This is a genomic window from Actinomycetospora sp. C-140 (assembly GCF_054796175.1).
Genome location: NZ_JBTWNF010000003.1, coordinates 242,233 through 264,056, shown reverse-complemented (window position 1 = coordinate 264,056; position 21,824 = coordinate 242,233). Strand labels below are relative to the sequence as shown.

Annotated in this window: 20 protein-coding genes; 3 read left to right on the top strand and 17 right to left on the bottom strand. The window is 74.9% G+C overall.

Annotated features, from left to right (window positions below; translation table 11 throughout):
- Positions 1-85: 85 nt before the first annotated feature.
- From ACR9E3_RS06925 to dacB, 9 genes are all read right to left on the bottom strand, one after another.
- Positions 86-1,651, bottom strand: a complete 1,566-nt coding sequence (locus ACR9E3_RS06925) for a helicase HerA-like domain-containing protein (RefSeq protein WP_460379400.1) — start codon at positions 1,649-1,651, stop codon at positions 86-88.
- Positions 1,652-1,921: 270 nt separating this feature from the next.
- Entirely contained in the window at positions 1,922-2,641 is a 720-nt protein-coding gene (locus ACR9E3_RS06920) for a hypothetical protein (protein WP_460379398.1), read from the bottom strand.
- A 23-nt stretch (positions 2,642-2,664) separates the two neighbouring features.
- The gene (locus ACR9E3_RS06915; protein WP_460379396.1) at positions 2,665-3,873 is read right to left on the bottom strand and encodes an ABC transporter permease; all 1,209 of its coding nucleotides are present in this window, start codon (positions 3,871-3,873) and stop codon (positions 2,665-2,667) included.
- A complete protein-coding gene (locus ACR9E3_RS06910) occupies positions 3,870-4,601 on the bottom strand; it encodes an ABC transporter ATP-binding protein (protein WP_460379394.1) in 732 nt (243 codons plus the stop codon). Before ACR9E3_RS06910 ends, ACR9E3_RS06915 begins: the two co-directional genes overlap by 4 nt.
- A complete protein-coding gene (locus ACR9E3_RS06905; protein ID WP_460379392.1) occupies positions 4,598-6,268 on the bottom strand; it encodes an efflux RND transporter periplasmic adaptor subunit in 1,671 nt (556 codons plus the stop codon). Before ACR9E3_RS06905 ends, ACR9E3_RS06910 begins: the two co-directional genes overlap by 4 nt.
- Positions 6,269-6,340: 72 nt before the next feature.
- On the bottom strand, positions 6,341-6,886 hold the full coding sequence (gene hpt, locus ACR9E3_RS06900) for a hypoxanthine phosphoribosyltransferase (protein WP_460379663.1): 546 nt from the start codon (positions 6,884-6,886) through the stop codon (positions 6,341-6,343).
- A gap of 14 nt (positions 6,887-6,900) precedes the next feature.
- Positions 6,901-7,917 carry a tRNA lysidine(34) synthetase TilS gene (tilS, locus tag ACR9E3_RS06895; protein WP_460379390.1) on the bottom strand — a complete coding sequence of 339 codons (1,017 nt, stop codon included), beginning with the start codon at positions 7,915-7,917 and terminating at the stop codon, positions 6,901-6,903.
- Between the two features lie 13 nt (positions 7,918-7,930).
- Positions 7,931-8,968, bottom strand: a complete 1,038-nt coding sequence (locus ACR9E3_RS06890; RefSeq protein WP_460379662.1) for a zinc-dependent metalloprotease — start codon at positions 8,966-8,968, stop codon at positions 7,931-7,933.
- A gap of 72 nt (positions 8,969-9,040) precedes the next feature.
- Positions 9,041-10,507, bottom strand: coding sequence for a D-alanyl-D-alanine carboxypeptidase/D-alanyl-D-alanine endopeptidase (gene dacB / locus ACR9E3_RS06885; protein WP_460379388.1), 1,467 nt, complete (start codon positions 10,505-10,507; stop codon positions 9,041-9,043).
- 213 nt (positions 10,508-10,720) lie between these two features.
- Here dacB and ACR9E3_RS06880 point away from each other — a divergent pair, with 213 nt between their 5' ends.
- A complete protein-coding gene (locus ACR9E3_RS06880) occupies positions 10,721-11,209 on the top strand; it encodes an inorganic diphosphatase (RefSeq protein ID WP_460379661.1) in 489 nt (162 codons plus the stop codon).
- Between the two features lie 63 nt (positions 11,210-11,272).
- Here ACR9E3_RS06880 and ACR9E3_RS06875 read toward each other — a convergent pair whose 3' ends face one another.
- Together ACR9E3_RS06875 and ACR9E3_RS06870 are read right to left on the bottom strand one after the other, a co-directional pair.
- The gene (locus ACR9E3_RS06875) at positions 11,273-14,014 is read right to left on the bottom strand and encodes an MFS transporter (RefSeq protein ID WP_460379387.1); all 2,742 of its coding nucleotides are present in this window, start codon (positions 14,012-14,014) and stop codon (positions 11,273-11,275) included.
- Positions 14,011-14,544, bottom strand: a complete 534-nt coding sequence (locus ACR9E3_RS06870) for a MarR family winged helix-turn-helix transcriptional regulator (protein WP_285657500.1) — start codon at positions 14,542-14,544, stop codon at positions 14,011-14,013. Before ACR9E3_RS06870 ends, ACR9E3_RS06875 begins: the two co-directional genes overlap by 4 nt.
- 213 nt (positions 14,545-14,757) lie before the next feature.
- On the opposite strand from ACR9E3_RS06870, the gene ACR9E3_RS06865 reads away from it, so the two are divergent.
- The gene (locus tag ACR9E3_RS06865; protein ID WP_460379384.1) at positions 14,758-15,537 is read left to right on the top strand and encodes an enoyl-CoA hydratase/isomerase family protein; all 780 of its coding nucleotides are present in this window, start codon (positions 14,758-14,760) and stop codon (positions 15,535-15,537) included.
- Between the two features lie 156 nt (positions 15,538-15,693).
- Here the strand turns inward: ACR9E3_RS06865 and ACR9E3_RS06860 are convergent, their stop codons facing one another.
- From ACR9E3_RS06860 to ACR9E3_RS06850, 3 genes are read right to left on the bottom strand one after another with little or no spacing between them, the layout of a single operon-like run.
- Positions 15,694-16,905, bottom strand: a complete 1,212-nt coding sequence (locus tag ACR9E3_RS06860; protein WP_460379382.1) for an acetyl-CoA C-acetyltransferase — start codon at positions 16,903-16,905, stop codon at positions 15,694-15,696.
- 18 nt (positions 16,906-16,923) lie between these two features.
- Positions 16,924-17,376, bottom strand: a complete 453-nt coding sequence (locus ACR9E3_RS06855) for a MaoC family dehydratase (RefSeq protein WP_460379380.1) — start codon at positions 17,374-17,376, stop codon at positions 16,924-16,926.
- Positions 17,377-17,387: 11 nt separating this feature from the next.
- Positions 17,388-18,443: an LLM class F420-dependent oxidoreductase gene (locus tag ACR9E3_RS06850; RefSeq protein ID WP_460379378.1), complete on the bottom strand. Its 1,056-nt coding sequence runs from the start codon at positions 18,441-18,443 to the stop codon at positions 17,388-17,390.
- Positions 18,444-18,545: 102 nt separating this feature from the next.
- On the opposite strand from ACR9E3_RS06850, the gene ACR9E3_RS06845 reads away from it, so the two are divergent.
- Positions 18,546-18,977 (top strand): acyl-CoA thioesterase, encoded by a 432-nt coding sequence (locus ACR9E3_RS06845; protein ID WP_460379376.1) that lies wholly within the window; start codon positions 18,546-18,548, stop codon positions 18,975-18,977.
- Here ACR9E3_RS06845 and ACR9E3_RS06840 read toward each other — a convergent pair.
- From ACR9E3_RS06840 to ACR9E3_RS06830, 3 genes are all read right to left on the bottom strand, one after another.
- Positions 18,947-19,576: a flavin reductase family protein gene (locus ACR9E3_RS06840; protein WP_460379374.1), complete on the bottom strand. Its 630-nt coding sequence runs from the start codon at positions 19,574-19,576 to the stop codon at positions 18,947-18,949. The genes ACR9E3_RS06845 and ACR9E3_RS06840 overlap by 31 nt on opposite strands.
- Before the next feature lie 6 nt (positions 19,577-19,582).
- Positions 19,583-21,265, bottom strand: coding sequence for a hypothetical protein (locus ACR9E3_RS06835; protein ID WP_460379372.1), 1,683 nt, complete (start codon positions 21,263-21,265; stop codon positions 19,583-19,585).
- A gap of 124 nt (positions 21,266-21,389) precedes the next feature.
- Positions 21,390-21,557, bottom strand: a complete 168-nt coding sequence (locus tag ACR9E3_RS06830) for a hypothetical protein (protein ID WP_460379370.1) — start codon at positions 21,555-21,557, stop codon at positions 21,390-21,392.
- Positions 21,558-21,824: the final 267 nt, after the last annotated feature.

Below are 21,824 nucleotides of genomic sequence, written 5' to 3'. Positions count from 1 at the left end.
GCCCTGATCTGCTCAATGTACCCCGGTGCCGCGACAGCGGTTCCCGCCACGGGCCGCCACGGAACCCGCCGGCCCGGGTGGCCGTTCAGCGCCGGCGGCGGGCCGTCCCGAACATGCCCCGGGTGATCTCCTGGGCCGCCTCGCGGGCGACCGTCCGCACGACCGACTGGAACCACGAGCTCTTCATCGTCTTCTCGACGAACCCCGGTTCCTCGTCCTCGGCGGGCGGCGGGGCCTGCGGGGGCGCCTCCTGCGGGGGCTGCCCCGGGGGCAGGGGCTCGGCAGGCGCCGGGGCGCTCGACGCGCCCGTCGACGCCGACAGCTTCTCGTAGGCCGACTCGCGGTCGACGGCCTCGCCGTACTTCGGCCACAGCGGCGACGCCTTCGCGGCCTCGGTGACCGCCGGCTCGCCGATCGCGGCCATCAGCGAGCGGGGCGCGCGCACCCGGGTCCAGGCCACCGGCGTCGGGGCGCCGCGCTCGGACAGCACGGTGACGATCGCCTCGCCGGTGCCGAGCGACGTCAGCGAGGTCTCGATGTCGTAGACGGCGCTCTTGGGGTAGGTGCGCGCGGTGCGCGTCAGCGCCTTCTGGTCGTCCGGGGTGAACGCCCGCAGGGCGTGCTGCACCCGCGCGCCGAGCTGCGAGAGCACGTCATTGGGGACGTCGGTGGGCTGCTGGGTGCAGAAGAAGACGCCGACGCCCTTGGACCGGATGAGCTTGACCGTCTGCTCGATGCGGTCGAGGAACGCCTTCGAGGCGTCGCTGAAGAGCAGGTGCGCCTCGTCGAAGAAGAAGACGAGCTTCGGCTTCTCGATGTCGCCGGCCTCGGGGAGGTCCTCGAAGAGCTCGGCGAGCAGCCACATGAGGAACGTCGAGTAGAGCATCGGGTCGGCCTGCTGGTCGGCGAGCTCGAGCAGCGTCACCCGGCCCTTGCCGTCGGGCTCGACGGTGAGCAGGTCGGCCGGGTCGAACTCGGGCTCGCCGAAGAACTCGTCGCCGCCGCGCGCCTCGAGGTTGACCAGCGCCCGCAGGATGACGCCCGCCGTCGACGTCGAGACCCCGCCGATGCCCTTGAGCGCCTCCTTGCCCTCGTCGGAGAGCAGGTGCTGGATCACCGAGCGGAGGTCCTTGGTGTCGAGCAGCGCCAGCCCCTGCTGGTCGGCCCAGTGGAAGATCAGGCCGAGCGTCGACTCCTGGGTCTCGTTGAGCCCCAGCACCTTCGACAGCAGGATCGGCCCGAACCCGGTGATCGTCGCCCGCACGGGGATGCCGATCCCCGCGCCGAGCGAGAGGAACTGCACGGGGTACGCGGTCGGCGCCCAGTCGTCGCCGGTGTCGGTGGCGCGCTGGGTGACGCGGTCGTTCTTCTCACCCTCGCGCGCGAGCCCCGAGAGGTCGCCCTTGATGTCGGCGAGCAGCACCGGGACGCCGTGCGCCGAGCACTGCTCGGCGAGGTTCTGCAGCGTCTTGGTCTTGCCGGTCCCCGTCGCGCCGGCCACCAACCCGTGGCGGTTCAGCGTCGCGAACGGGATGCGCACCCTGGCGGTCGGATCGACGGCGCCGTCGATCACGACGGTCCCCAGCTCGAGCGCACCCGCCTCGGTCGCGTACCCGGCGGCTATCTCTGCAGCAGCACCCTGGTCGGCCACGGGGGCAGGTTAGCGGGGACGGGGCGCACCGGGGTGGATCAGCGTGGCGCCGGCACCGTGGGTCGTTCGGAGCGAGGGGCGCCTTCACTGCGTCGCACGCAGCCAGGGCGTCCCTCGCTCCCCCGTGGGTCGTTCGGGGCGAGGGGCGCCTTCGCTGCGTCCCACGCAGCCAGGGCGTCCCTCGCTCCCCCGTGGGTCGTTCGGGGCGAGGGGCGCCTTCGCTGCGTCCCACGCAGCCAGGGCGTCCCTCGCTCCCCCGACGGCGAGGCGTCAGGAGCCCGCCGGGACGTCGACGCGCACGGCGGTGACCGCCCCGTCGGCGCCGCGCTCGGCGTGCACGGTGACCTGCTGACCCGCACGCAGGCCCGCGGGCCCGTCGGGGCGGGGCACGGCGACGCTGGTGCCCGCCGTCGTCCGCAGCACCGACTGGGTGCCGTCGCCGGCGCGCACCGTGACGATCGGGTAGCCGCCGCCCGTGGGCTGGACGGACTCGACGACGCCGAGGATGTCGGGCACGGAGCCCGGGCCGGTGTCCGGGGCCGTGGCCCGGCCGATGAACGTCCCGATCGCGAGGCACGCCACGGCCCCGAGCACGAGCAACAGGATCCGGGTCGAGCGCGCGATGCCCGGGCGGCGCAGGCGCGTCGCGAGGTCCATGTCGTCGACGGGCCGGTCCAGCACCTCGGCGGCGTGGTCCTGACGGGTGCGGGTGTCGTCGGGGTCGGGCGGACCCTGCCGCGGCGCGGGCGCCGAGCGACGGGCCGGGGGCGGCGGCACCGGGAACCGGTCGGTCACGGCCCCGTCGGAGTCCCGCGACGAGGCCGACGGGTTCGACGACGGGGTCGACGGGGTCGACGGCGCGTTCGACGAGGCGTCCGACGACGCGTTCGAGGACGCCGTCGTGGGCTGCTCGCGGGTCGGCTGGGCGTCCGGAGCGTCGGTCGCGGCGGAGGTCGCGTCGCTGCCGTCGGCGTCGCTGGGCTGGTTCACGGGTCCTCCCGAGGTCGCGGGACTCACTCGCGACGCAGGGCGTCGATGGGCCGCAGGCGTGCGGCCCGGCGGGCGGGGTAGGCGCCGAAGAAGATGCCGATGGCCGCCGACACGGCGACCGCGGCGACGACGGCGGAGGGCAGCACGACGGGGCGGAAGTCGCCGAGCGGCACCAGCGTCCCGGCGTAGCCGACCGCGACGCCGATCGCGCCGCCGACGAGGCTGAGGATGATCGACTCGACGAGGAACTGGCCGAGGATCGCCGACGGCGGGGCCCCGAGGGCCTTCCGGATGCCGATCTCGCGGGTCCGCTCGGTCACCGACACGAGCATGATGTTCGTGATCCCGATGCCCCCGACCACCAGCGAGATCGCCGCGATCGCGGCCAGCAGCAGGGTGAAGGCCCCGAGGGTCTGGTCGAGGACGTCGGCGAGCTGCCGGGCGCTGATCACCTGGTAGTCCCGGTCGTCCGCGTTGTCGATGCCGTGCCGGCGGTCGAGGATCGAGTTGACCTCGGTCTCGGCGGCCGCCTGCCCCTCCGTCGAGCGGGCCTGCACCACGATCTGGCTGAGGTCGCCGAACCCCGTGAGCGATCCCTGGACCGCGGTCAGGGGCGTGAGCACGTTCTCGTCCGGGTTCGAGAGCCCGCCCCCGTTGCCGGACGGGACCAGCGTCCCGACGACGTCGAACGGCACGCCGTTCACGAGCACCGTGCGGCCGACGGGGTCGGCACCCACACCGAAGAGGTCCTCGACGACGGTGGCGCCCAGCAGCGCGACCTTGCGCCCGGCCGCGACGTCGGCCTCGGTGTAGGCGCGGCCGGTGGCGATCTGGACGTTGGCGCCCGGGAAGTACGACGGGGTGCTGCCGACGATCGTCGCGCCGCTGCTCGCCCGGCCCGCGTCCACCGTCACCGACGAGGTGACGACGCCGGACACCGACGCGATGTCCGGCGCGCCCTGGGGGTCGGACAGCGCGTCCACGTCGGCGGTCGTGAGCGGCCGCCCGTCGGTGCCGGCGCTCTGCGGGGGTTGGCGCGGCAGCACGGTGATGCTGTTGGCGCCGAGGCCCGCGATCTGGCTCTGGATGTACTGCGAGGCCCCGTTGCCCAGGGCGGTCAGCAGGATCACGGCCGCGATCCCGATGATGATCCCGAGCATGGTCAGCAGCGAGCGCAGGCGGTTGGCCCAGAGCCCGCGCAGCGCGAAGCGGACGATCTCCACCGCGCTCATCCGGGGACCCCGACCTCGTGGAGCCGCCCGTCGGTGACGACCACGACGCGCTCGGCCCGCGCGGCGACCTCGTCGTCGTGGGTGATCAGCACGATCGTGCGCCCGGTGGCGTGCAGGCGGTCGAAGAGCGTCAGGACGTCGGCGGTGCTCGTCGAGTCGAGGTTGCCGGTCGGCTCGTCGGCGAGCAGCAGCGCCGGGCCGGTGACGAGGGCGCGTGCCACCGCCACCCGCTGCTGCTGGCCGCCGGAGAGCTGGTTGGGGCGGTGGTCGGCGCGCTCGGAGAGCCCGACGAGCGCGAGCGCCGCCTCGGCCCGCTCGCGCCGCACCCGTCGCCCGACACCCGCGTAGACCAGGGGCAGCTCGACCTGGGCCAGCGCGTTCGTGCGCGGGATGAGGTTGAACGCCTGGAAGATGAAGCCGATCTGGCGGTTCCGGAGCACGGCCTGCTGGCGCTCGTCGAGGTATGCGACGTCGAGGCCCTCGAGCAGGTAGCGCCCCGAGGTCGGCGCGTCGAGGCAGCCGAGCATGTTGAGCAGCGTCGACTTCCCCGACCCGGACTGGCCGATCACGGCGACGTACTCGCCGCGCCGCACGGTGAGGTCGACGTCCCGCAGCGCGTGGACCGCGGTGTCGCCCGCGCCGTAGACCTTGGAGAGACCACGGACGTCGAGGACGTGCTCCACCGGGAGGGGCCGGCCCCCGGGGACGGCCTCGTCCGGCGACGTCATCCGCCGCCGCCCCCGGAGCGGTTCCCGCCGCCGTTGCCGCCGTTGCCGCCGTTGCGCTGCTGGCCCGGCGGGCCCTGCCCCGGGACGATCTCGGCGGTCGCGCCGGGCAGCACGACGAGCTCGCCGGGCGCGAGCCCGGAGCGGATCTCCGTGGTGGTGTCCGAGCTGAGGCCCAGCCCGACCGTCCGGGCCTGGGGGACGCCGTCGGGGCCGAGGACCTGCACGGTGCCCGACGTCGCGCCCGCGCCACCGGTCGGCGTGATGGCCGCCGACGGCAGGAACAGCACGTTGGGGGCCTGGGCCACGTCGACCGCCACGCTCGCCGACATCCCGGGGCGCAGGTTCGGCGGCAGCCCCGTGAGCGCGACGTTCGTGCCGTACTGCACCGAGGTGCCCGTCCCGGGCAGCAGGTCGACGCTGCTCACGACGCCCGGGAGCGACTGTCCCGGCAGCGCGTTGACCGACACGGCCACCTGCTGGCCCGCCGCGAGTCGCCCGACGTCGAGCTCGGGGACGTCGGCGCGGATCTGCAGCGACGAGAGGTCGAGGACGGTCATCGCGGCGGGAGTGGTCGGCGTGCCGGTGACGGTCGTCCCGCCTCCCGACGCCGCCGCGCCCGATCCGCCGCCGGCAGCCGCCCCGGACGACGCCGCGCCACCGCTCGACCCAGACGACGCCGCCGCGCCCCCGCCCGCGGCGGTGCCGTCGGGGAGCGTGCCGCCGGTCGGGTTGCCCGACGTCGTCGAACTGCTGGTCGTACCGCCGGCGGGCACCAGCTGCCCCGGACCGATGTCGAGACTGACCACCGTGCCGTCCTGCGGCGAGGAGAGCTCGAGGTTCTCCGCCGACTGCTCGGCCTGGATGACCGACGCCTCCGCCTGCGCGAGCGACGCCTCGGCGGCCGCGACCTGGGCTTCGGGGGTCGTGGCGGCTCCGCCACCACCGGACGCACCCGACCCGGAACCGGCGCCCGGGGTAGGTGTCGGCGTGGGATCGGCGGCCTTGGGTTGGGCGGCCGCGCCGGACGAGAACCGGTTGATCTCGACGAGCGGCGCGCCCTGTTGCTGGGGCTGCTGAGCGGGCGCCTGCCGCGGAGCGGGTTGGGTTCCGGGCTGCGCTCCAGGCTGCGGTTGGGCGGCGCCGGCCGCTTCGCCGGTCGCGGTGCCCGTTCCGGCAGCTCCCGTCCCGGTGCCCGTTGTCGCCCCGGGTTGCGCTGCAGTCGCTCCCGGCTGGGCTGCCGTCCCGGCCGCCGGCGCCTGGGTCGCGGCGGTCGTCGTCGGGTTGTCCCGCGCCTCACGCGCATCAGCCAGCTGCTGGCGCGCGGAGTCGCGCTGCGCCCGGGCGGCGTCGAGGTTGGCGTCGGCGTACTCGGGATCGAGGGTGGCCACGATCTCGCCCGCCGTGACGGTGTCGCCGAGCTTGACCCGGACGTCCTCGACGCGGCCGCTCGACGCGAAGTTCAGCGTGGAGCCGCGCGCGCTGGTGACCGCGCCGGAGGCGGTGACGGTCTGCGTGACCGTGCCGCGTCCCACCGGGGTGGTGCGCAGCCCTTGGTCGTCGGTACCGCCGCTGCTCGTCAGCGCGTACACCGTGCCGCCGGCCGCGAGCAGCACGACCAGCACGATCAGCCCGTTGACGAGCCACAGAGAGCGACGCGCACCCGCCATGTGGCGGACGTTATCCCCACCTCACCCGGCCTCCGCACCCGGGGCCGTGTCAGATGAGTGATCGTTCAGTGATCACGCGTAGACGCGCGGGTCGAGCGTCCCGATGTAGGGCAGGTCGCGGTAGCGCTCGGCGTAGTCGAGGCCGAAGCCGACGACGAACTCGTTCGGGATGTCGAAGCCGACGTATGCCACGTCCACGTCGAGCTTGGCCGCCTCCGGCTTGCGCAGCAGCGTGACGACCTCGAGGGAGGCCGGCCCGCGCGACTCGAGGTTCTTGCGCAGCCAGGACAGGGTGAGCCCGGAGTCGATGATGTCCTCGACGATCAGCACACGGCGTCCGGAGATGTCGCGGTCGAGGTCCTTGAGGATGCGCACGACCCCCGAGGACGACGTCGACGACCCGTAGGAGCTCACCGCCATGAACTCGAGCTGCGTGGGCATCGGGAGCCGGCGGGCGAGGTCCGTCATGAACATCACCGCGCCCTTGAGGACGCCGACGAGGACGAGGTCCTGGTCGCTCTCGCCGTAGTCGCCGGCGATCTGCGCGGCGAGCTCGGCGATCTTGCCCTGGAGCTGCTCCTCGGTGATCAGTACGGACGCGATGTCGCCGTCGTACACCGTTGCGGTGCTCCTCACCGGTGGGGTGGCTGGGATCGCGCCGGGCCGCGGGCCCGGAGCGTGTGCAGCTTCCCATGCGCCCGGACGACCTCCAACCCGCCGGGAAGTGGCGGAGCGCCCTGCCCCCGCCAGGCGGCGACGAGCCCGTCCACGGCACGGAGGTGCGCATCGGACAATTCCGACACGCCACGTCCCACCAGCCACGCCCGCAGCACGCGACGCCGGATCGCGGGCGGATCCGTGACGAGCGCGACGGCGTCGAGCGCGCCCTCGGCGTCGACCAGTGTGTCCAGGCGCACGCTCGCGAGCGCCGAGAGCGCGTCGTCGTCGTCGGCCAGCTGCGCCGCGGTGCGGGCCAGCGCGGAGGCGACGCCGCCGGCGAGGACCTCCTCCATCAGCGGCAGCACCTCGCGGCGCAGGCGCACGCGTGTGAAGCGCGGATCCTCGTTGTGGGGGTCGTCCCACGGGGTGAGGCCCGCGGCGGCGCACGCGGCCCGCGTCGTCGCGCGACGGACGCCGAGCAGCGGGCGGCACCACGGCGGATCCCAGGCGGCCATCCCGGCCAGCGAGCGCGCGCCCGACCCGCGGCCCAGCCCGAGGAGCACGGTCTCGGCCTGGTCGTCGAGCGTGTGCCCGAGCAGCACCGGGGCGCCGGCGCGCGCCCGCGACGCCGCGCGCAGGGCGTCGTACCGCGCCGACCTGGCCGCGGCCTCCGGCCCGCCGCCGGTCCCCACGGCGACGGCGACGACCTCCGCGGACACCGCGCCGAGACTCCGCAGCTGACCCGCCGCCCGTTCCGCCCGCTCCCCCGAGCCGTCCTGCAGCCCGTGGTCGACGACGACCCCGTGCACCGGCCCGTCCGCGACGTGCACCGCGGCCGCGGCCAGCGCGAGGGAGTCCGCGCCGCCGGAACAGGCGATGATCAACGGGGACTTCGCGCGCCTAGAAGCAGCGAGATACCCGTTCGCTGCATCACCCAGGGCCTCGCGCACCGCCCGGCGGACCTCGGCGACGGGGTCGGGCGCGCGCACGGGCCGGCTCGGGTCAGGCGTGGACGCGGCGCAGCCAGGCGTCCGGGTCGGTGATCTCGGTACGCAGGGGCAGCGTCCCCGGCGAGGTCCAGACCGCGTTGAGTCCGGACAGGCCGACGCGGTCGACGACGTGGTCGACGAAGACGCGCCCCTGCTCGTACTGCCGGATCTTCGCGTCGACCCCGAGCAGCGTGCGCAGCAGGCGGTCGAGGACGCTGCCGCCGCGGCGCCGGGTGGTGAAGCGCGCGCGGATGGTGGCCACCGTCGGGACCACGGCGGGCCCGACCGCGTCCATGACGTGCTCCGCGTGGCCCTCGAGCAGCGTGGTGAGAGCGAGCAGGCGGTCGAGCACGGCCCGCTGCTCCGCGCCCTGGAGCATCTCCACCAGCGCCAGCCCGTCGCGCGGCGGGTCGCGGCGCACGGCCTTGAGGATCTCGGGCAGGCGGTCGACCGCGCCGGAGGCCGAGCGGTCGAACCCGCCGGCGAAGGCGGCGACCTCGGTGCGGAAGTGGTCGCGCAGCCAGGGCACGGCGGTGAACTGGAGCCGGTGGGTGGCCTCGTGCAGGCAGACCCACAGCGCGAAGTCGTCGGGGTCGACGTCCAGCGCCTGCCGCGCGGCGACGACGTTCGGCGCGACGAGCAGCAGCCGGCCCGCGCGTTCGGGGCCGCCGAACGGGTCGTACTGGCCGAGCACCCGGCTGCCGAGGAACGCCAGCAGCGTGCCCATCTGGATGCCGGCGGCCGAGCGCGTGACGCGGCCGAGGGCGTCGCCGACGAGGCCGTCCGGCGGGCGGGGCACGGGCGCGTCGTCGAGCAGCGCGGCGATCCCGTCGACCGCGGAGCGGATCCAGTCGGGCCGGTCGACGACGTCCGCCTCCGGCACCGGCAGCCCGGCGCCCAGCCCGGTGAGCGCGCGGACGTGCTGCTCGGAGACCCGGGCGCCGTCGCGCAGGCGCGCCACCTCGGCGGCGGCCTGCGCGGGGGTGACCGCGGGCCCGGCGGGCACCAGGCGGGCCCCGGTGCCGGCGGCGAGGTCCCAGTCGACGGGCATGCCCGTGCCACGAGGGGCGGCGGAAGTCACTTCGACGGCCACCGCTCCACCGTACGTGTGGTGAGCGGGCGCTCAGCGGCACCCGCACTCGTGCAGCGTCGTGGCCAGCGCGTCCAGCCCCGGCGGGGCGGTGCCCGGGGCGGCGCCGTTGCTCATGAAGGCGAACACGAGCGTGCGCCCGTCCTCGGTGCTCACGATGCCGGCCAGCGCGTTCGCCGCGGTGAGCGTCCCGGTCTTGGCCCGGACCCAGCCCCGGCCGTCGGCGGCCGCGGTGCCCGGGAGGTAGCGCTCGGCGAGCGTGCCGCCGCCCCCGGCCACGGGCAGCCCGTCGAGCAGGGGCCGCAGGGTGGCGGTCCGCGGGTCGGGGCCGGTCGGCGCCGCGGCCGGTGCCAGGACGCTCGCCAGGACGCCGGCCGGGATGCGGTCGTTCACCGAGAGCCCGCTGGTGTCGGAGAGCGCCACGCCGGTGGTGGGGATCCGCGCGTCGTTCAGCACCCGCGTCACGGCCCGGGCGGCGCCCTCGAACGTCGTCGGCTCCCCGACCGTGCGCGCCACCTCGCGACCGAGCGCCTCGGCGAGCACGTTGTCCGAGTTCTGCAGGGCGGTGCGCACGAGCTCGGTGACCGGCGGCGACTGGACCTGCGCGAGCACCGGCGCCCCGGGCGGGGCGTTCCCGATCGTCACGGTCGGCGCCGCCCCGCCGCGGGTGAGGCGGACGCCGAGCTCGCGGGCGGCGACGGACGCGGGGGTGGCGACGCGGGAGCCGTCCACGGCGGTCGGGTCGACCCGGCCGCCGTCGAGCATCACCGGGACGATCGGCGCGAAGTTGCCGCCGGCGATGTCGACCGGATCCCAGCCGGCTGCCTGCCCGTTGCCGCCACCGTTCTCGTAGCGCGAGACGTCGACGTAGACCTGCCGCACGGGCGGCTGCCCGGCACGGGCCGCGGTCACGGCGGCCACGAGGTCGTCGAGGCGTGCGGCGTCGGGGTAGACCGACTGCTGGGGCGCGGGCAGCGACGAGAGCGTCGGGTCGCCCCCGCCGACCAGCACGACCGAGTCCGGCGTCGGCCCGGCGACCACGCTCGTCGTCCACCGCATCGTCGGGTCGAGCCGCAGCAGCGCGGCGGAGGTGGTGAGCACCTTGGTGACCGACGCGGGGACCTGCCCTTCGTCGGGCTTGCGCTGCCAGAGGGTGGTGTTCGTGGCCGGGTCGACGACGGCGCCGGTGAGGTCGCCCAACGCGGCGGCGCGCGCGTCGAGCGCGGCGGCGAGCCCGTCCCGCGTCGGCGCGGGCGCGTCGGCACCCGCGGCCGCCAGCGCCAGCCGGGGCGTCGCGGGGTCGGGCGGGTCCGCGGCGGCACCACCGACGAGCCAGGTGGGCAGGCCGACGGCGCGGGCCGCGGACGGCGCGGTGAGCGAGAGGCCCACGCCGAGGCCGCCGATCAGGACGAGGACCACGGCGACCACGAGCACCCGCCGCGTCCACCGGCGAACGGCGGACGACGACCCGGTGTCCGTGCGGTGACCGTCGCCGCTCACGGTGCGAGAACCCCTCCTCACCTGCCGTTCACCTCACCCGGACGAGGGAGAGGTCACCTCCGTGGTGTGCCGGGTCACCCCGGCCGGTGCTCCACACTAGAGGCCGGTCGAGGGTTCTCGGCCGACCCTCGGGGCTGCGGGCGTGCACGGTCGCACGGCCCGGCGGGACCCGACCAGCGAGACCGAGCGAGACAGGGAGCGGTGAACGGCACCGTGGAGTTCGACGTGCTGATCGAGATCCCCAAGGGGGTCCGCAACAAGTACGAGATGGACCACACCTCCGGCCGGCTGCGCCTGGACCGGACCCTCTTCACGGCCACGCAGTACCCGGCCGACTACGGCTACATCGAGGACACCCTCGGTCAGGACGGCGACCCGCTCGACGCGCTGGTCCTCATCCAGGAGCCGACGTTCCCGGGCTGTGTGGTGTCCGCCCGCGCCATCGGCATGTTCCGCATGACCGACGAGGCCGGCGGCGACGACAAGGTGCTGTGCGTCCCGGCGGGCGACCCGCGCCAGGAGCACCTCCGGGACATCCACCACCTCTCGGAGTACGACCGCCTCGAGATCCAGCACTTCTTCGAGGTCTACAAGGACCTCGAGCCCGGCAAGAGCGTCGAGGGCGCGCAGTGGGTCGGGCGCGCCGACGCCGAGCACGAGATCGAGGCCTCGAAGAAGCGCGGCGAGAAGGCCGGGCACTGAGCGACCCGCGGTCGCGGTGAGTGCCGCGGGTCGTCCGGACGACCCGCGGCACCCACCGGCGCGTCAGCGCGTCAGGGCCTCCTCGGTGGCCTCGTGGCGTCCGCCCTCGCCGCCGGCGTCCGCGCGCGCGGCCGGACGGGGCGGGGTGACCGTCAGCTCGAGGTCGCGCCCGGTGCCGTCGACGACGACCTGCTCGGTGACCGGCGCGAAGCCGCTCGCGGTGAGCATGTGGCGCCCGGGGGTGATGCCGTCGAGACGGAACCGCCCGTCGGGACCGGTGACCGCCGAGGCGACCACCGCGCCGTCGCGTCCCACGAGCACGACCAGCGACTCGGGCACCGGCGACCCGCCGGTCCCGCGCACCGCGCCGGAGAGCGAGTAGCGCGCGGGCGGCACCGTCACGTCCTGCCGGGCGCCGTCCTCACCCACCGCGACCCGGGCGGCCTGCGGCGACCGGCCGGGCGCGAGCACCGTGACCGTGTAGCTGCCCGGCTCGCACTCCCCGCTCTCCCACGCGCCGTCGGCGTCGCTGCGCCGCACGGCGACGACGCCGCCGCCGGGGTCGGTGACCGTGACGGTCGCGCCCGCGACGGAGGTGCCGTCGGCCTCGGCGACCCGCCCGCCGAGCGTCGCGACGCGCGCCAGGGCGACGTCGCGGCGCACCGGGACGCCGTCGACGCTGACGAGCTCGGCGAACGGGCGCCGACGCGGCGAGCTGGCGATGAGCACGTAGGTGCCCGACGCCGGCGCCGACAGGGAGAACGCGCCGTCGGGGTCGAGGCCTGTGCGCTGCAGCGGCGCGCCGTCCAGACCGTGCAGCGACACCGTCACCTCGTCGTCGGCCGTGACCGGGCTGCCGCCGACGCCGGAGACCCGGCCGTGGACCGTCGGGCCGGTCGCGCGCCGCGGCGCCGGGCTGGGCCGCGGGGGCTGCCGGACGGCGTCGGCCGTGCTCGGCGGACCCCAGGCCGGTGCGGGCCGGGGGGCCTGCCAGGCCGGACCCGAGGGGGCGGCCGGTGTCGGCGTCGGGGTCGGTCGCGCGCCGTCGGCGGCCGGCACGGGCGGCGCGTCGTTGACCGTGTTGTGCGCGGCCGCGCCGGCGGTGGCGCCGCCGACGGCCGCGCCGGTCGGCGTGCTCGTGTCCTCGGCGTCGCGGGCCTGGATGCCCGACTGGGTGCGCAGCGGGACCTCCCGCAGGAACAGCACGAGCACGAACCCGACGACGATGACGCACGCGGCGATGAGGAAGACCAGATCCATCGCGTTCGAGAACCCGACGAGGAACGGCTCGGCGAGCCGCTGGTCCATCCGCTGCAGCACCGAGGAGTCCTGCGCCACCTGCACCGCGCCGGCGGCCGGGTCCAGCGCGACCTGGTTGGCCGGGTTCGCGGCGACGGTCGGGTCGGCCACGGCCGCCTGGAACGACGCCGTCGGGGCGATCTGGGTGAAGGCCTCGCGGATCTTGTCGCCGACGGTGGAGAAGAGCACGGAGAGGAACACCGCGACGCCGAGGGTGCCGCCCATCTGCCGGAAGAAGGTGGCCGACGCCGTCGCGACGCCCATGTCCTTGGCCGGCACCGCGTTCTGCACCGCGAGCACGAGGGTCTGCATGCAGTTGCCGAGCCCGAGGCCGAACACGACCATCAGCACGGCGATCTCCCAGTACGGGGTGTCGGCGTGCAGCAGGAAGTGGAACAGCAGCATGCCGACGGTCATCAGCCCGAGGCCGATCACCGGGAAGATCTTGTAGCGGCCCGTCCGGCTGGTGAGCTGGCCGGAGATGATCGAGGCGGTCATGATCCCGCCGACCAGCGGGATCATCTGCAGGCCGGCCTCGGTCGGGGTCGCGCCGGTGACGATCTGCAGGTACTGCGGGACGATCGCGATGCCGCCGAACATGCCGATGCCGGTGATCACGGCGATGATCGAGGTCAGGCTGAACACGCCGTTGCGGAAGAGCCGCAGCGGCAGCAGCGCGTCCTCGCCGTAGGCCCGCTCGGCCAGGTAGAACGCGATCAGGCCGACGGCGCCGATGACGTAGCAGACGATCGCCGAGACGGAGCCCCAGCCCCACTCGCGGCCCTGCTCGGCGATGATCAGCAGCGGCACGAGGGCGACGGCGAGCGCGACCGCGCCCGGGAAGTCGATGCGGTGCTCGCGGCGGGTGTGCGGGAGGTTGAGCACCCGCATGACGACCGCGAAGGCGACGATGCCGATCGGGACGTTGACGAGGAAGACCCAGCGCCACCCGTCGATGCCGAGGATCTCGCTCTGGCCGGCGAGGAAGCCGCCGACCACCGGGCCGATGACGCTGGACGTGCCGAACACCGCGAGGAAGAAGCCCTGGTACCGGGCGCGCTCACGGGGCGGGACGATGTCGCCGATGATCGTCAGGGCCAGCGACATCAGGCCGCCGGCGCCGAGTCCCTGGACGGCGCGGAAGGCCGCGAGCTCGTACATCGACGTCGAGATCGTGCAGAGCACCGAGCCGACGACGAACGTGCCGATCGCGAACAGGAAGAACGGCTTGCGGCCGTAGAGGTCGGAGAGCTTGCCGTAGAGCGGCGTCGAGATCGTCGCGGTGATCAGGTACGCCGTCGTGGCCCACGCCTGCAGGTTGAGGCCCTGCAGGTCGTCGGCGATGGTGCGGATCGAGGTGGAGACGATGTTCTGGTCGAGGGCGGCCAGGAACATCCCCAGCATCAGGCCGGAGAGGATCACGAGGATCTGCCGGTGGGTGAACCCGGTGCTGCTCGGGGTGGGGGCGGCCGCCGGGGGAGCTGCGGCGACGGCGGGCGTGCTCATGAGGCCTCCTGGCCGCTCACGGCGGCCGACGGCGGGGCGGGGGTGGTGGTGGCGTGCTGGTGCTCGATGTCGCCGGCGAGGCGCTCGAGCAGCTCGACGAGCCGTGTGCGGTCGGCCTCGTCCCAGTGCTCGGTCATAGCGCTGATCTGGCGGTTGCGACGGTCGCGGTTGGCCTGGAAGACGCGCAGGCCCTCGGCGGTGGGCGCGAGCAGGGTGGCGCGGCCGTCCTCGGGGTCCGGGCGGCGCTCGACGAGCCCGGCGCGGACGAGCCCGGCGACCTGACGGCTGACGGTGGACGGGTCGGAGTGCACCGACTCGGCCAGCGCGTTCGACCGCCGCGGACCCTCGAGGACGAGGCGGGCGAGCAGGACGTACGCCGCCCTCTCGACGCCGTCGACGCCGACGGACTTGGCCGCCTTCGCCCGCTCCATGGCCCGCATGACGCGGATCAGCTGGTGGCCGAGACGGTCGGACACGAACCAGCGGTCGTCCGCACCCGGCGGCGGGGCCGGGAGCCGCGAGGAATCCATTGCATGCTCCGTACAATCGGTTGCTGGATACAAGCATGCACCTGGGGTGGTCCGGCCGCCACTCGGTCATCCCTTCGAGCGCGTCACACCCGGGATCGTCGCGGCGGGGGCGCCGGCGCGCCGCCCGGGACATCGGGGTTCGCCCGTGTGGTGCCGCCGGGCCGCGGCGACCGCAGCGGCCGGCCACGGGCGCCCGCCCTACGGTGTCGGACCGTGGAGAGCGAGCGCGTCACCTACGAGCGCGACGGGCACGTCGCGACGATCACCTACGACCGCCCCGAGAAGCTCAACGCCATCGACGGCGCGATGCGCGACGGGCTCAACGAGGCGTTCGACCGCTTCCGCGCCGACGACGAGGCCTGGGTCGGCATCGTCACCGGCGCGGGACGGGCGTTCTGCGTCGGGGCGGACGCGGGCGGCGAGGGCAACCCGGCCGGCGACTTCCCCGGCTCGTTCTGGGAGCGCCCCACGGTGAACTCGTTCGAGAGCGGCTGGGAGATCTTCAAGCCGGTCGTCGCCGCGGTCAACGGCCACTGTCTGGGCTACGGGCTGACGCTGGTGACCTGGTGCGACCTCGTGATCGCCAGCGACCGGGCGACGTTCGGCTTCCCCGAGGTGCGCCTGGGCATCCCGACGATCGTCGGCGCGATCCGCCTGCCCCAGCGGATCGGGTGGCAGCCGGCGATGGAGCTCCTGCTGACCGGCGAGCGGGTCGACGCCGAGCGGGCCCGCGAGATGGGGCTGGTCTCGCGGGTGGTGCCGCACGACGACCTGATGACCGAGGCCCGGGCCCTCGCCGACCGTCTCCTCGCCGGCGCGCCGCTGGCCCAGCGCGCGATCAAGGAGATGGCGCGCCGCGCGGAGGACCTGCCCCAGACCGAGGCGATCCGGTTCGGCGAGACGATGCGGCGCGTGGCGGGCGCGACCGAGGACGCCGCCGAGGGCATGGCGGCGGCACGGGAGCGTCGCGAACCCCGCTGGCAGGGCAGGTAGCCGGGTTTGTCAGCGAAGTGCCGTTGCAGACACTCAGCGTCCGCAACGGGACTTCGATCACTGCTGCTCGCTCGGACCCCGCGCCTGCCCCGCGCACCGCGGTGATCGAAGTACCGATACGGACACTCAGCGTCCGTGACGGCACTTCGCTGACACTCAGGCGAGCCTCTCGAACACGGCGGCGAGGCCCTGGCCGCCGCCGATGCACATGGTCTCCAGGCCGTAGCGGGCTTCGCGGCGGTCCATCTCGCGCAGCATCGTCGCCAGGATCCGCACGCCGGTGGCGCCGACCGGGTGGCCCAGCGAGATCCCCGAACCGTTCGGGTTCACTCGCTCGTCGGTGACCAGGTCGATCCCCCACTCCCGCCCGACACCGAGCGCCTGGGCCGCGAAGGCCTCGTTCAGCTCGATCACGTCGATGTCCGAGAGAGAAAGGCCCGCCCGGGAAAGTGCAGCGGAGGTGGCCGGCACCGGCCCGATCCCCATCACCTCAGGACCCACCCCCGCGAGCCCCCACGACACCAGCCGCGCCAGCGGCCGCAGCCCCAGCTCGGCGGCCTTCTCCGGGGTGGTCACGACGCACACCGCCGCGCCGTCGTTCTGCCCCGACGCGTTCCCCGCCGTCACCGTCGCCGACGGGTCCTGCTTGCCCCGGATCGGGCGCAGCTTCTCCAGCGACTCCAGCGACGCGTCCGGCCGGATGTGCTCGTCGGCGTCGACGATCGTGTCGGACGTGCGCCCCGGCACCGTCACCGCCACCAGCTCGTCGGCGAACCGCCCGTCCTTCACCGCCGCGGTCGCCTTCTCGTGGCTGCGCACCGCCAGCCGGTCCTGCTCCTCGCGCGGGATCGAGTACCGCTCCCGCACGTTCTCCGCGGTCTCGATCATCCCGCCCCACACCGGGTGGTTCACCCCGCCGGCGTGCACCCGGCCCTCGGCCAACGCGTCCTTGAACTCGAACCCGCCGGCCTTGGTGCCCCACCGCGGCGCCTGGCTGTAATACGTCGCCCCCGACATCGACTCCGCGCCGCCGGCGAGCACCAGCGACGCCCCACCGGTCTGCACCGCCATCGCCGCGTAGAGCACCGCCTGCAGCCCCGAGCCGCAGCGCCGGTCGACCTGGATGCCCGGCACGGTGACCTCGAGGCCCGCGTCCAGCGCCGCCACCCGCCCGATCGCCGGCGCGTCCATCGTCGGGTAGCAGTGCCCGAACACCACGTCGTCGACCTGCTCGGCCGTGATGCCGGTCCGCGACACCAGCTCCCGGATCACCGTCGCCGCCAGCGTCTGGGGCGCGACGTCGCGCAACGCGCCGCCGAAACCCCCCACCGGGGTGCGCAGGGGCTCGCAGATCACCGCATCGGGCACAGCCGACCTCCTCGAGAGCTAGAGCACGTACCGCAGGATGACCTCGGCGACGCACGCCGGCTTGGGCCACCCCTCGATCTCCACCGTCCCCCCGATCGTCGCCTGCACGCCGTTCGCGACGTCGGTGACGTCCACCAGGCGGCAGTGACCTCGCACACGGCTGGGCACGGGCACCGGGGCGGGGAAGCGCACCTTGTTGAGCCCGTAGTTCATCGTCATCGAGACGCCCTTCACCTCGAAGGTGTCCCACCCGAACTTGGGCATGAGCGCGACGGTGAGGAAGCCGTGCGCGACCGTCTTCCCGAACGGCCCCTTCGTGGCGGCCTCGGGGTCGACGTGGATCCACTGATGGTCGTCGGTGGCGTCGGCGAAGATGTCGACGCGGTGCTGGTCGACGGTCACCCACTCGCTGGTGCCCAGGTCCTCCCCCACCGCGGCGCGCAGCTCATCGACGTCGGCGAAGACACGCATGGCAGGCACTCCTAGAGATCGGCGGCGAGTTCCTTGACCTGGCCGACCAACGACACCCGCTCCGCGGGCGTGCCCGCCAGCGGCGTGACGTTGATCGTCGTGACGCCCGCGCCCGCGAAGGCCTGCAAGCGCTCGGCGACGTAGGAGCGGGGCCCGATGAGCGACATCGCCTTGACGAGGTCCTCGGGCACCGCCGCGGCGGCCTCGTCCTTCTTGCCGTCGAGGTAGAGGTCCTGGACCTTCTCGGCCTCGGCCTCGTAGCCGTAGCGCTGGGCGAGCTCGTTGTAGAAGTTCTTGCCCTTCGCGCCCATGCCGCCGACGTAGAGCGCGACGAACGGGCGCATGCCGTCGAGCATCTGCTGCGCGACGTCCTGGTCCTCGGTGATGCACAGCGACGCCTGCAGGTAGGTCTGCAGCTCGCCGAGCGACGGGTCGCGCTTCGCCTTCCCGGCCGCCAGCGACTCGCCCCACACCTCGTGGGCCCGCTCGGGCACGAACAGGATCGGCAGCCAGCCCTCGGCGATCTCGGCGGTCAGGGCGACGTTCTTGGGACCGATCGCGGCCAGGACGATCGGGATCCGGTCGCGCACCGGGTGGTTGATGATCTTCAGCGGCTTGCCCAGGCCGGTGCCCTGGTCCGCGGGCAGCGGGACGTTGTAGTACCGACCGGAGTGCTGCACCTTCTCGCGGCGCCACACCTGCCGGCAGATGTCGACGATCTCGCGCGTGCGCCCGAGCGGCGCGTCGTAGCGCACGCCGTGGAAGCCCTCGATGACCTGCGGTCCCGACGCCCCGATGCCGAGCGTGAAGCGCCCGCCGGAGACGTAGTCGAGCCCGGCGGCGGTCATGGCCGTCAGCGAGGGGGTGCGGGTGTAGATCTGCAGGATCCCCGACGCGATCTCGAGCCTGCTCGTGCGCGCGGCGATGAAACCGAGCTGGCTCACGGCGTCGAAGCTGTAGGCCTCGGGCACGAACGCGATGTCGAGCCCGGCCGCCTCGTGCTCGGCCAGCTCGGCGACGGTCTCCTCGAAACCGCCGCTGTAGTTCAGGCCCATCCCGATCCGCACGCGCCGCCTCCTCGCTCCGCTGGTGGTCACCCGACGTGGGCGCCTCGCGGGGCAGCCTGCCACGATCTCGATGATCACGGCGACGGCGGCGCGGGAGGCCGGGTGTTCTCGACGACGGTGACGGTGCGCGGCTACGAGTGCGACGCCAACGGCCACGTGAACCACGCGGTGTACCACCAGTACGGCGAGCACGGGCGCACCGAGATCCTCCGCGCCCTCGGCGTGGACATCGCCGACCTGACCGCCGCCGGCATCGGGCCGATCATCCTCGAGACGACCGTGCGGTTCCTCGCCGAGCTCCGGGCCGGCGACGAGGTCGAGATCACGCTCGACCTGCGCTTCGGGGAGGGCAAGACGTTCCGGATGGACACCGAGCTGCGACGCGGTGACGTCGTGGCCGCGACGATCACGGGCGTGATGGGCCTGCTCGACCACACCACGCGCCGCCTCGTCGCCGACCCGCGCGGGCGCCTGCTCGCCCTCGCCGACGCCGGGAAGGCCGCTCAGCTGCTGGACGACGCCCCGGAGAAGTGACCGGGCCAGTCGGCGTAGCGGATGCGGGGGGTGTCGAGCACCTCGCCGATCGTCGACCACTGGTTGCCGCCCAGTCGGGCGAGCGGCGCGAGGCGCTGCACGTCGGGGCGGCCGTCGACCAACGCGTCGTCGGCGACGACGGCGTGCACGACCCGCCCCAGCACGAGGTGGCAGTTGCCCACCGGCATCGCCTGCTCGAGACGGCACTCGAGGGCGACCGGTGACTCGGCGATCCGCGGCGTCGCGATGCACCGCGACGGCTCCCGCGTCACGCCGGTCGCGTCGATCTCGCTCTCGTGCGACGGGAAGTCCGTCGCGGTCGCGTTGATCGTCTCGAGCAGCGGCTCGGGCGTCAGGCACACCGTGAACTCGCCGGTGGCCTGGGCGTTGCGCAGCGAGTCCTTCTCGCCGACCGACGTGAACTGCACGATCGGCGGGTCGGTGCTCGCGACCGTGAAGAACGAGTGCGGCGCGAGGTTGTCGACCCCGTCGGCCGAGCGCGTCACCACCCACGCGATCGCCCGCGGGACGATCACCGAGGTCAGGAACTTGTAGAAGCCCACGGCGCCGAGGGCGTCGGGCTCGAAGTCGGTGCGCACGAGCCCTCAGTTACCCGGCAGCAGCCCCGAGGGCACCAGGCGCGGCACGCCCGTGGTCGTCGTCTCCCTCGACTCCGAGGTGCGCGAGGTCGTCGTCCCGCTCTCCGACGTGGTCGTCTCGCCGCCCTCGGCCGGCGCGCTGGTCGTGGTCTCGGGCGCGCCGCTCGTGGTGGTCTCGGGCGCGGCGGTGCCGAACACGGCGCCGACGCTGGTGCCCGACTCGCCGCCCGAGATCGGCGACCCCTTCACCCGCTCGATGCCCGTGATCGCCAGCATCGCGATGAGGAAGATCAGCAGCGCGGTCGCGGCGAGGATGCCGTAGCGGCGCCAGGGCGTCGGACGCGCCTGCTCACCGTCCGGGTCGTCCGGGTCGTCGGGACCACCCGGACCCCGGTGGACGACCGTCTCGTCGTCCTCGGGGCCGGAGAGGACCCGCGTGCCCGGGCCGACGGCCCGGGTTGGGTCGTCGGCACCCGGGCCGCTGCCCATCGCCTGCGTGGCCGGCGCGGGCGTCACCCGCGTCGGGTCCTCGGCCCCCATCGCCTGCGTCGCGGGCGCGGGCGTCACCCGCGTCGGGTCCTCGGCCCCCATCGCCGACGTCGCGGGCGCGGGCGTCACCCGCGTCGGGTCGTCGCCACCCGTCGCCGACCTCGCCGACGCGGGTGTCACCCGCGTCGGGTCGTCGCCGCCCGGGCCGCCGCCCATCGCGGGCGTCACCCGCGTCGGGCCGGCGGCGCCGAGCACGACGGTCGGCTGCTCGTCGGGAGCTGGAGCCCCGCCTGCGGGGCGGCCCGCCAGGACGCTCGTGCCCTCGGCCGGTCGGCCCGCGCCGGCGAGCACGGTCGCCGGCTCGCGCGGCGACGCGCCGGCGTCGTCGCCGTCGCGCCGCCCGGAGCGCAGCCGCCGCCGGACGGTGTCCCGGGTGCGCTCGATCGAGCGCTGGTAGAAGGCGTCGCCGATCGTCGTCACGATGGCGGCGATCCCGGCACCGATCACGGTGCCGCCGGCGCCACCGATGAACGAGCCGACGGCCGCGGTGGTCGTGGCCGCGGCGGCCTGCCCGGTGACCTTGACCACCGACAGTCCGGACGCCGGGGCCTGGCCGTTCCCCGCGGCGTCGGCCCGGTGGCTGGTGAGCTCGTCCTCGCCGGGCCGGACCGCGCGGGTCGGGGTCTCGCCGGGGCTCCCGGCCGGACGCGGGCCGTTCGGGCCGCTGTCGGTCCGCGCCGGGCCCCATCCCTGCGGACCGGGACGGCCGGGCGGCGGACCCCCCGGAGCTCCCGGAGCCCCTGGAGACGCCGGACCTCCCGGTCCCCCGGGTCCCGGGCCGTAGCCGGGGGCGACGACGGGGGCGGGGCCGGGACGGCCGGGTCCCTGGCCGCCCGGGCCGGCGGGACCGGCCGGACCCGCGGGACCGGGCGGGCCGGGACGCCCGGCTCCCGGAGGCGGCGGTCCTTGGGGCCCCTGGGGGCCCGGCGGCCCGCCGGGCCCGGGGCCGGCGTGCCGCGGGGGGCCGCCCGCCGCGGCCGGCGACGTGGGTGGCGGGGGCCCGGGCGGGCGTCCGGCCGCGTCGGGCTCGCCGCCGTGGCGCGGGGCGTCAGGAGCCGGGGCGTCGGCGTCCGGACCGGGCGCGGAGTGCCGCCCGCGTCCGGGCCCGGGCGGCCCCGGGGGCCCGGGTTGCTCGCTCATGACTGCCCTCGCTGACCTCGGCGACCGGCCCCGTCGTCACGGACGGAACCGGGCACCACCATGCCCCACGCCCCGGAGGTGCCGTGGTCCGGGCCCGCGGGGAGCACGGCGTCGGGTCGCGTGGTCAGTCGCCGGAGCGCCGGTGCCGACCGCCGTTGCCGCGCAGCATCACGGGACGGGAGGGGCGTTCCTCGGCCCCGCTCGACGCCTCGCGGAACGCCCGCCTCTCGAGGCCACGGTCGGCGCGGCCGAACGCCCGGCGGACTTCCTCGTAGATCGGCGTCTGCGTCATGCGCGGCACCCTACGACTCCGCCCGAGGCGCCCCTCGGGGTGTCCGGCACCCGGGGGACGGGGTTTCCCACCCAGGCTGACCTGCGCACACCGGCCTCCCGACGCCGCAGATTTCGATCTTGCTCGGGCCGCGCGCGGGGACCTGTCACAGACCCGACACCGAGGTCCACCCGGTCGGATCAACCGACCCCGCCGGGCCCTCACCGCGCGTCGCCGACCCCGGGAGGGTCCGCGTCGACCGGGCCCGGCGGGCGAGGTGCCCGGCCC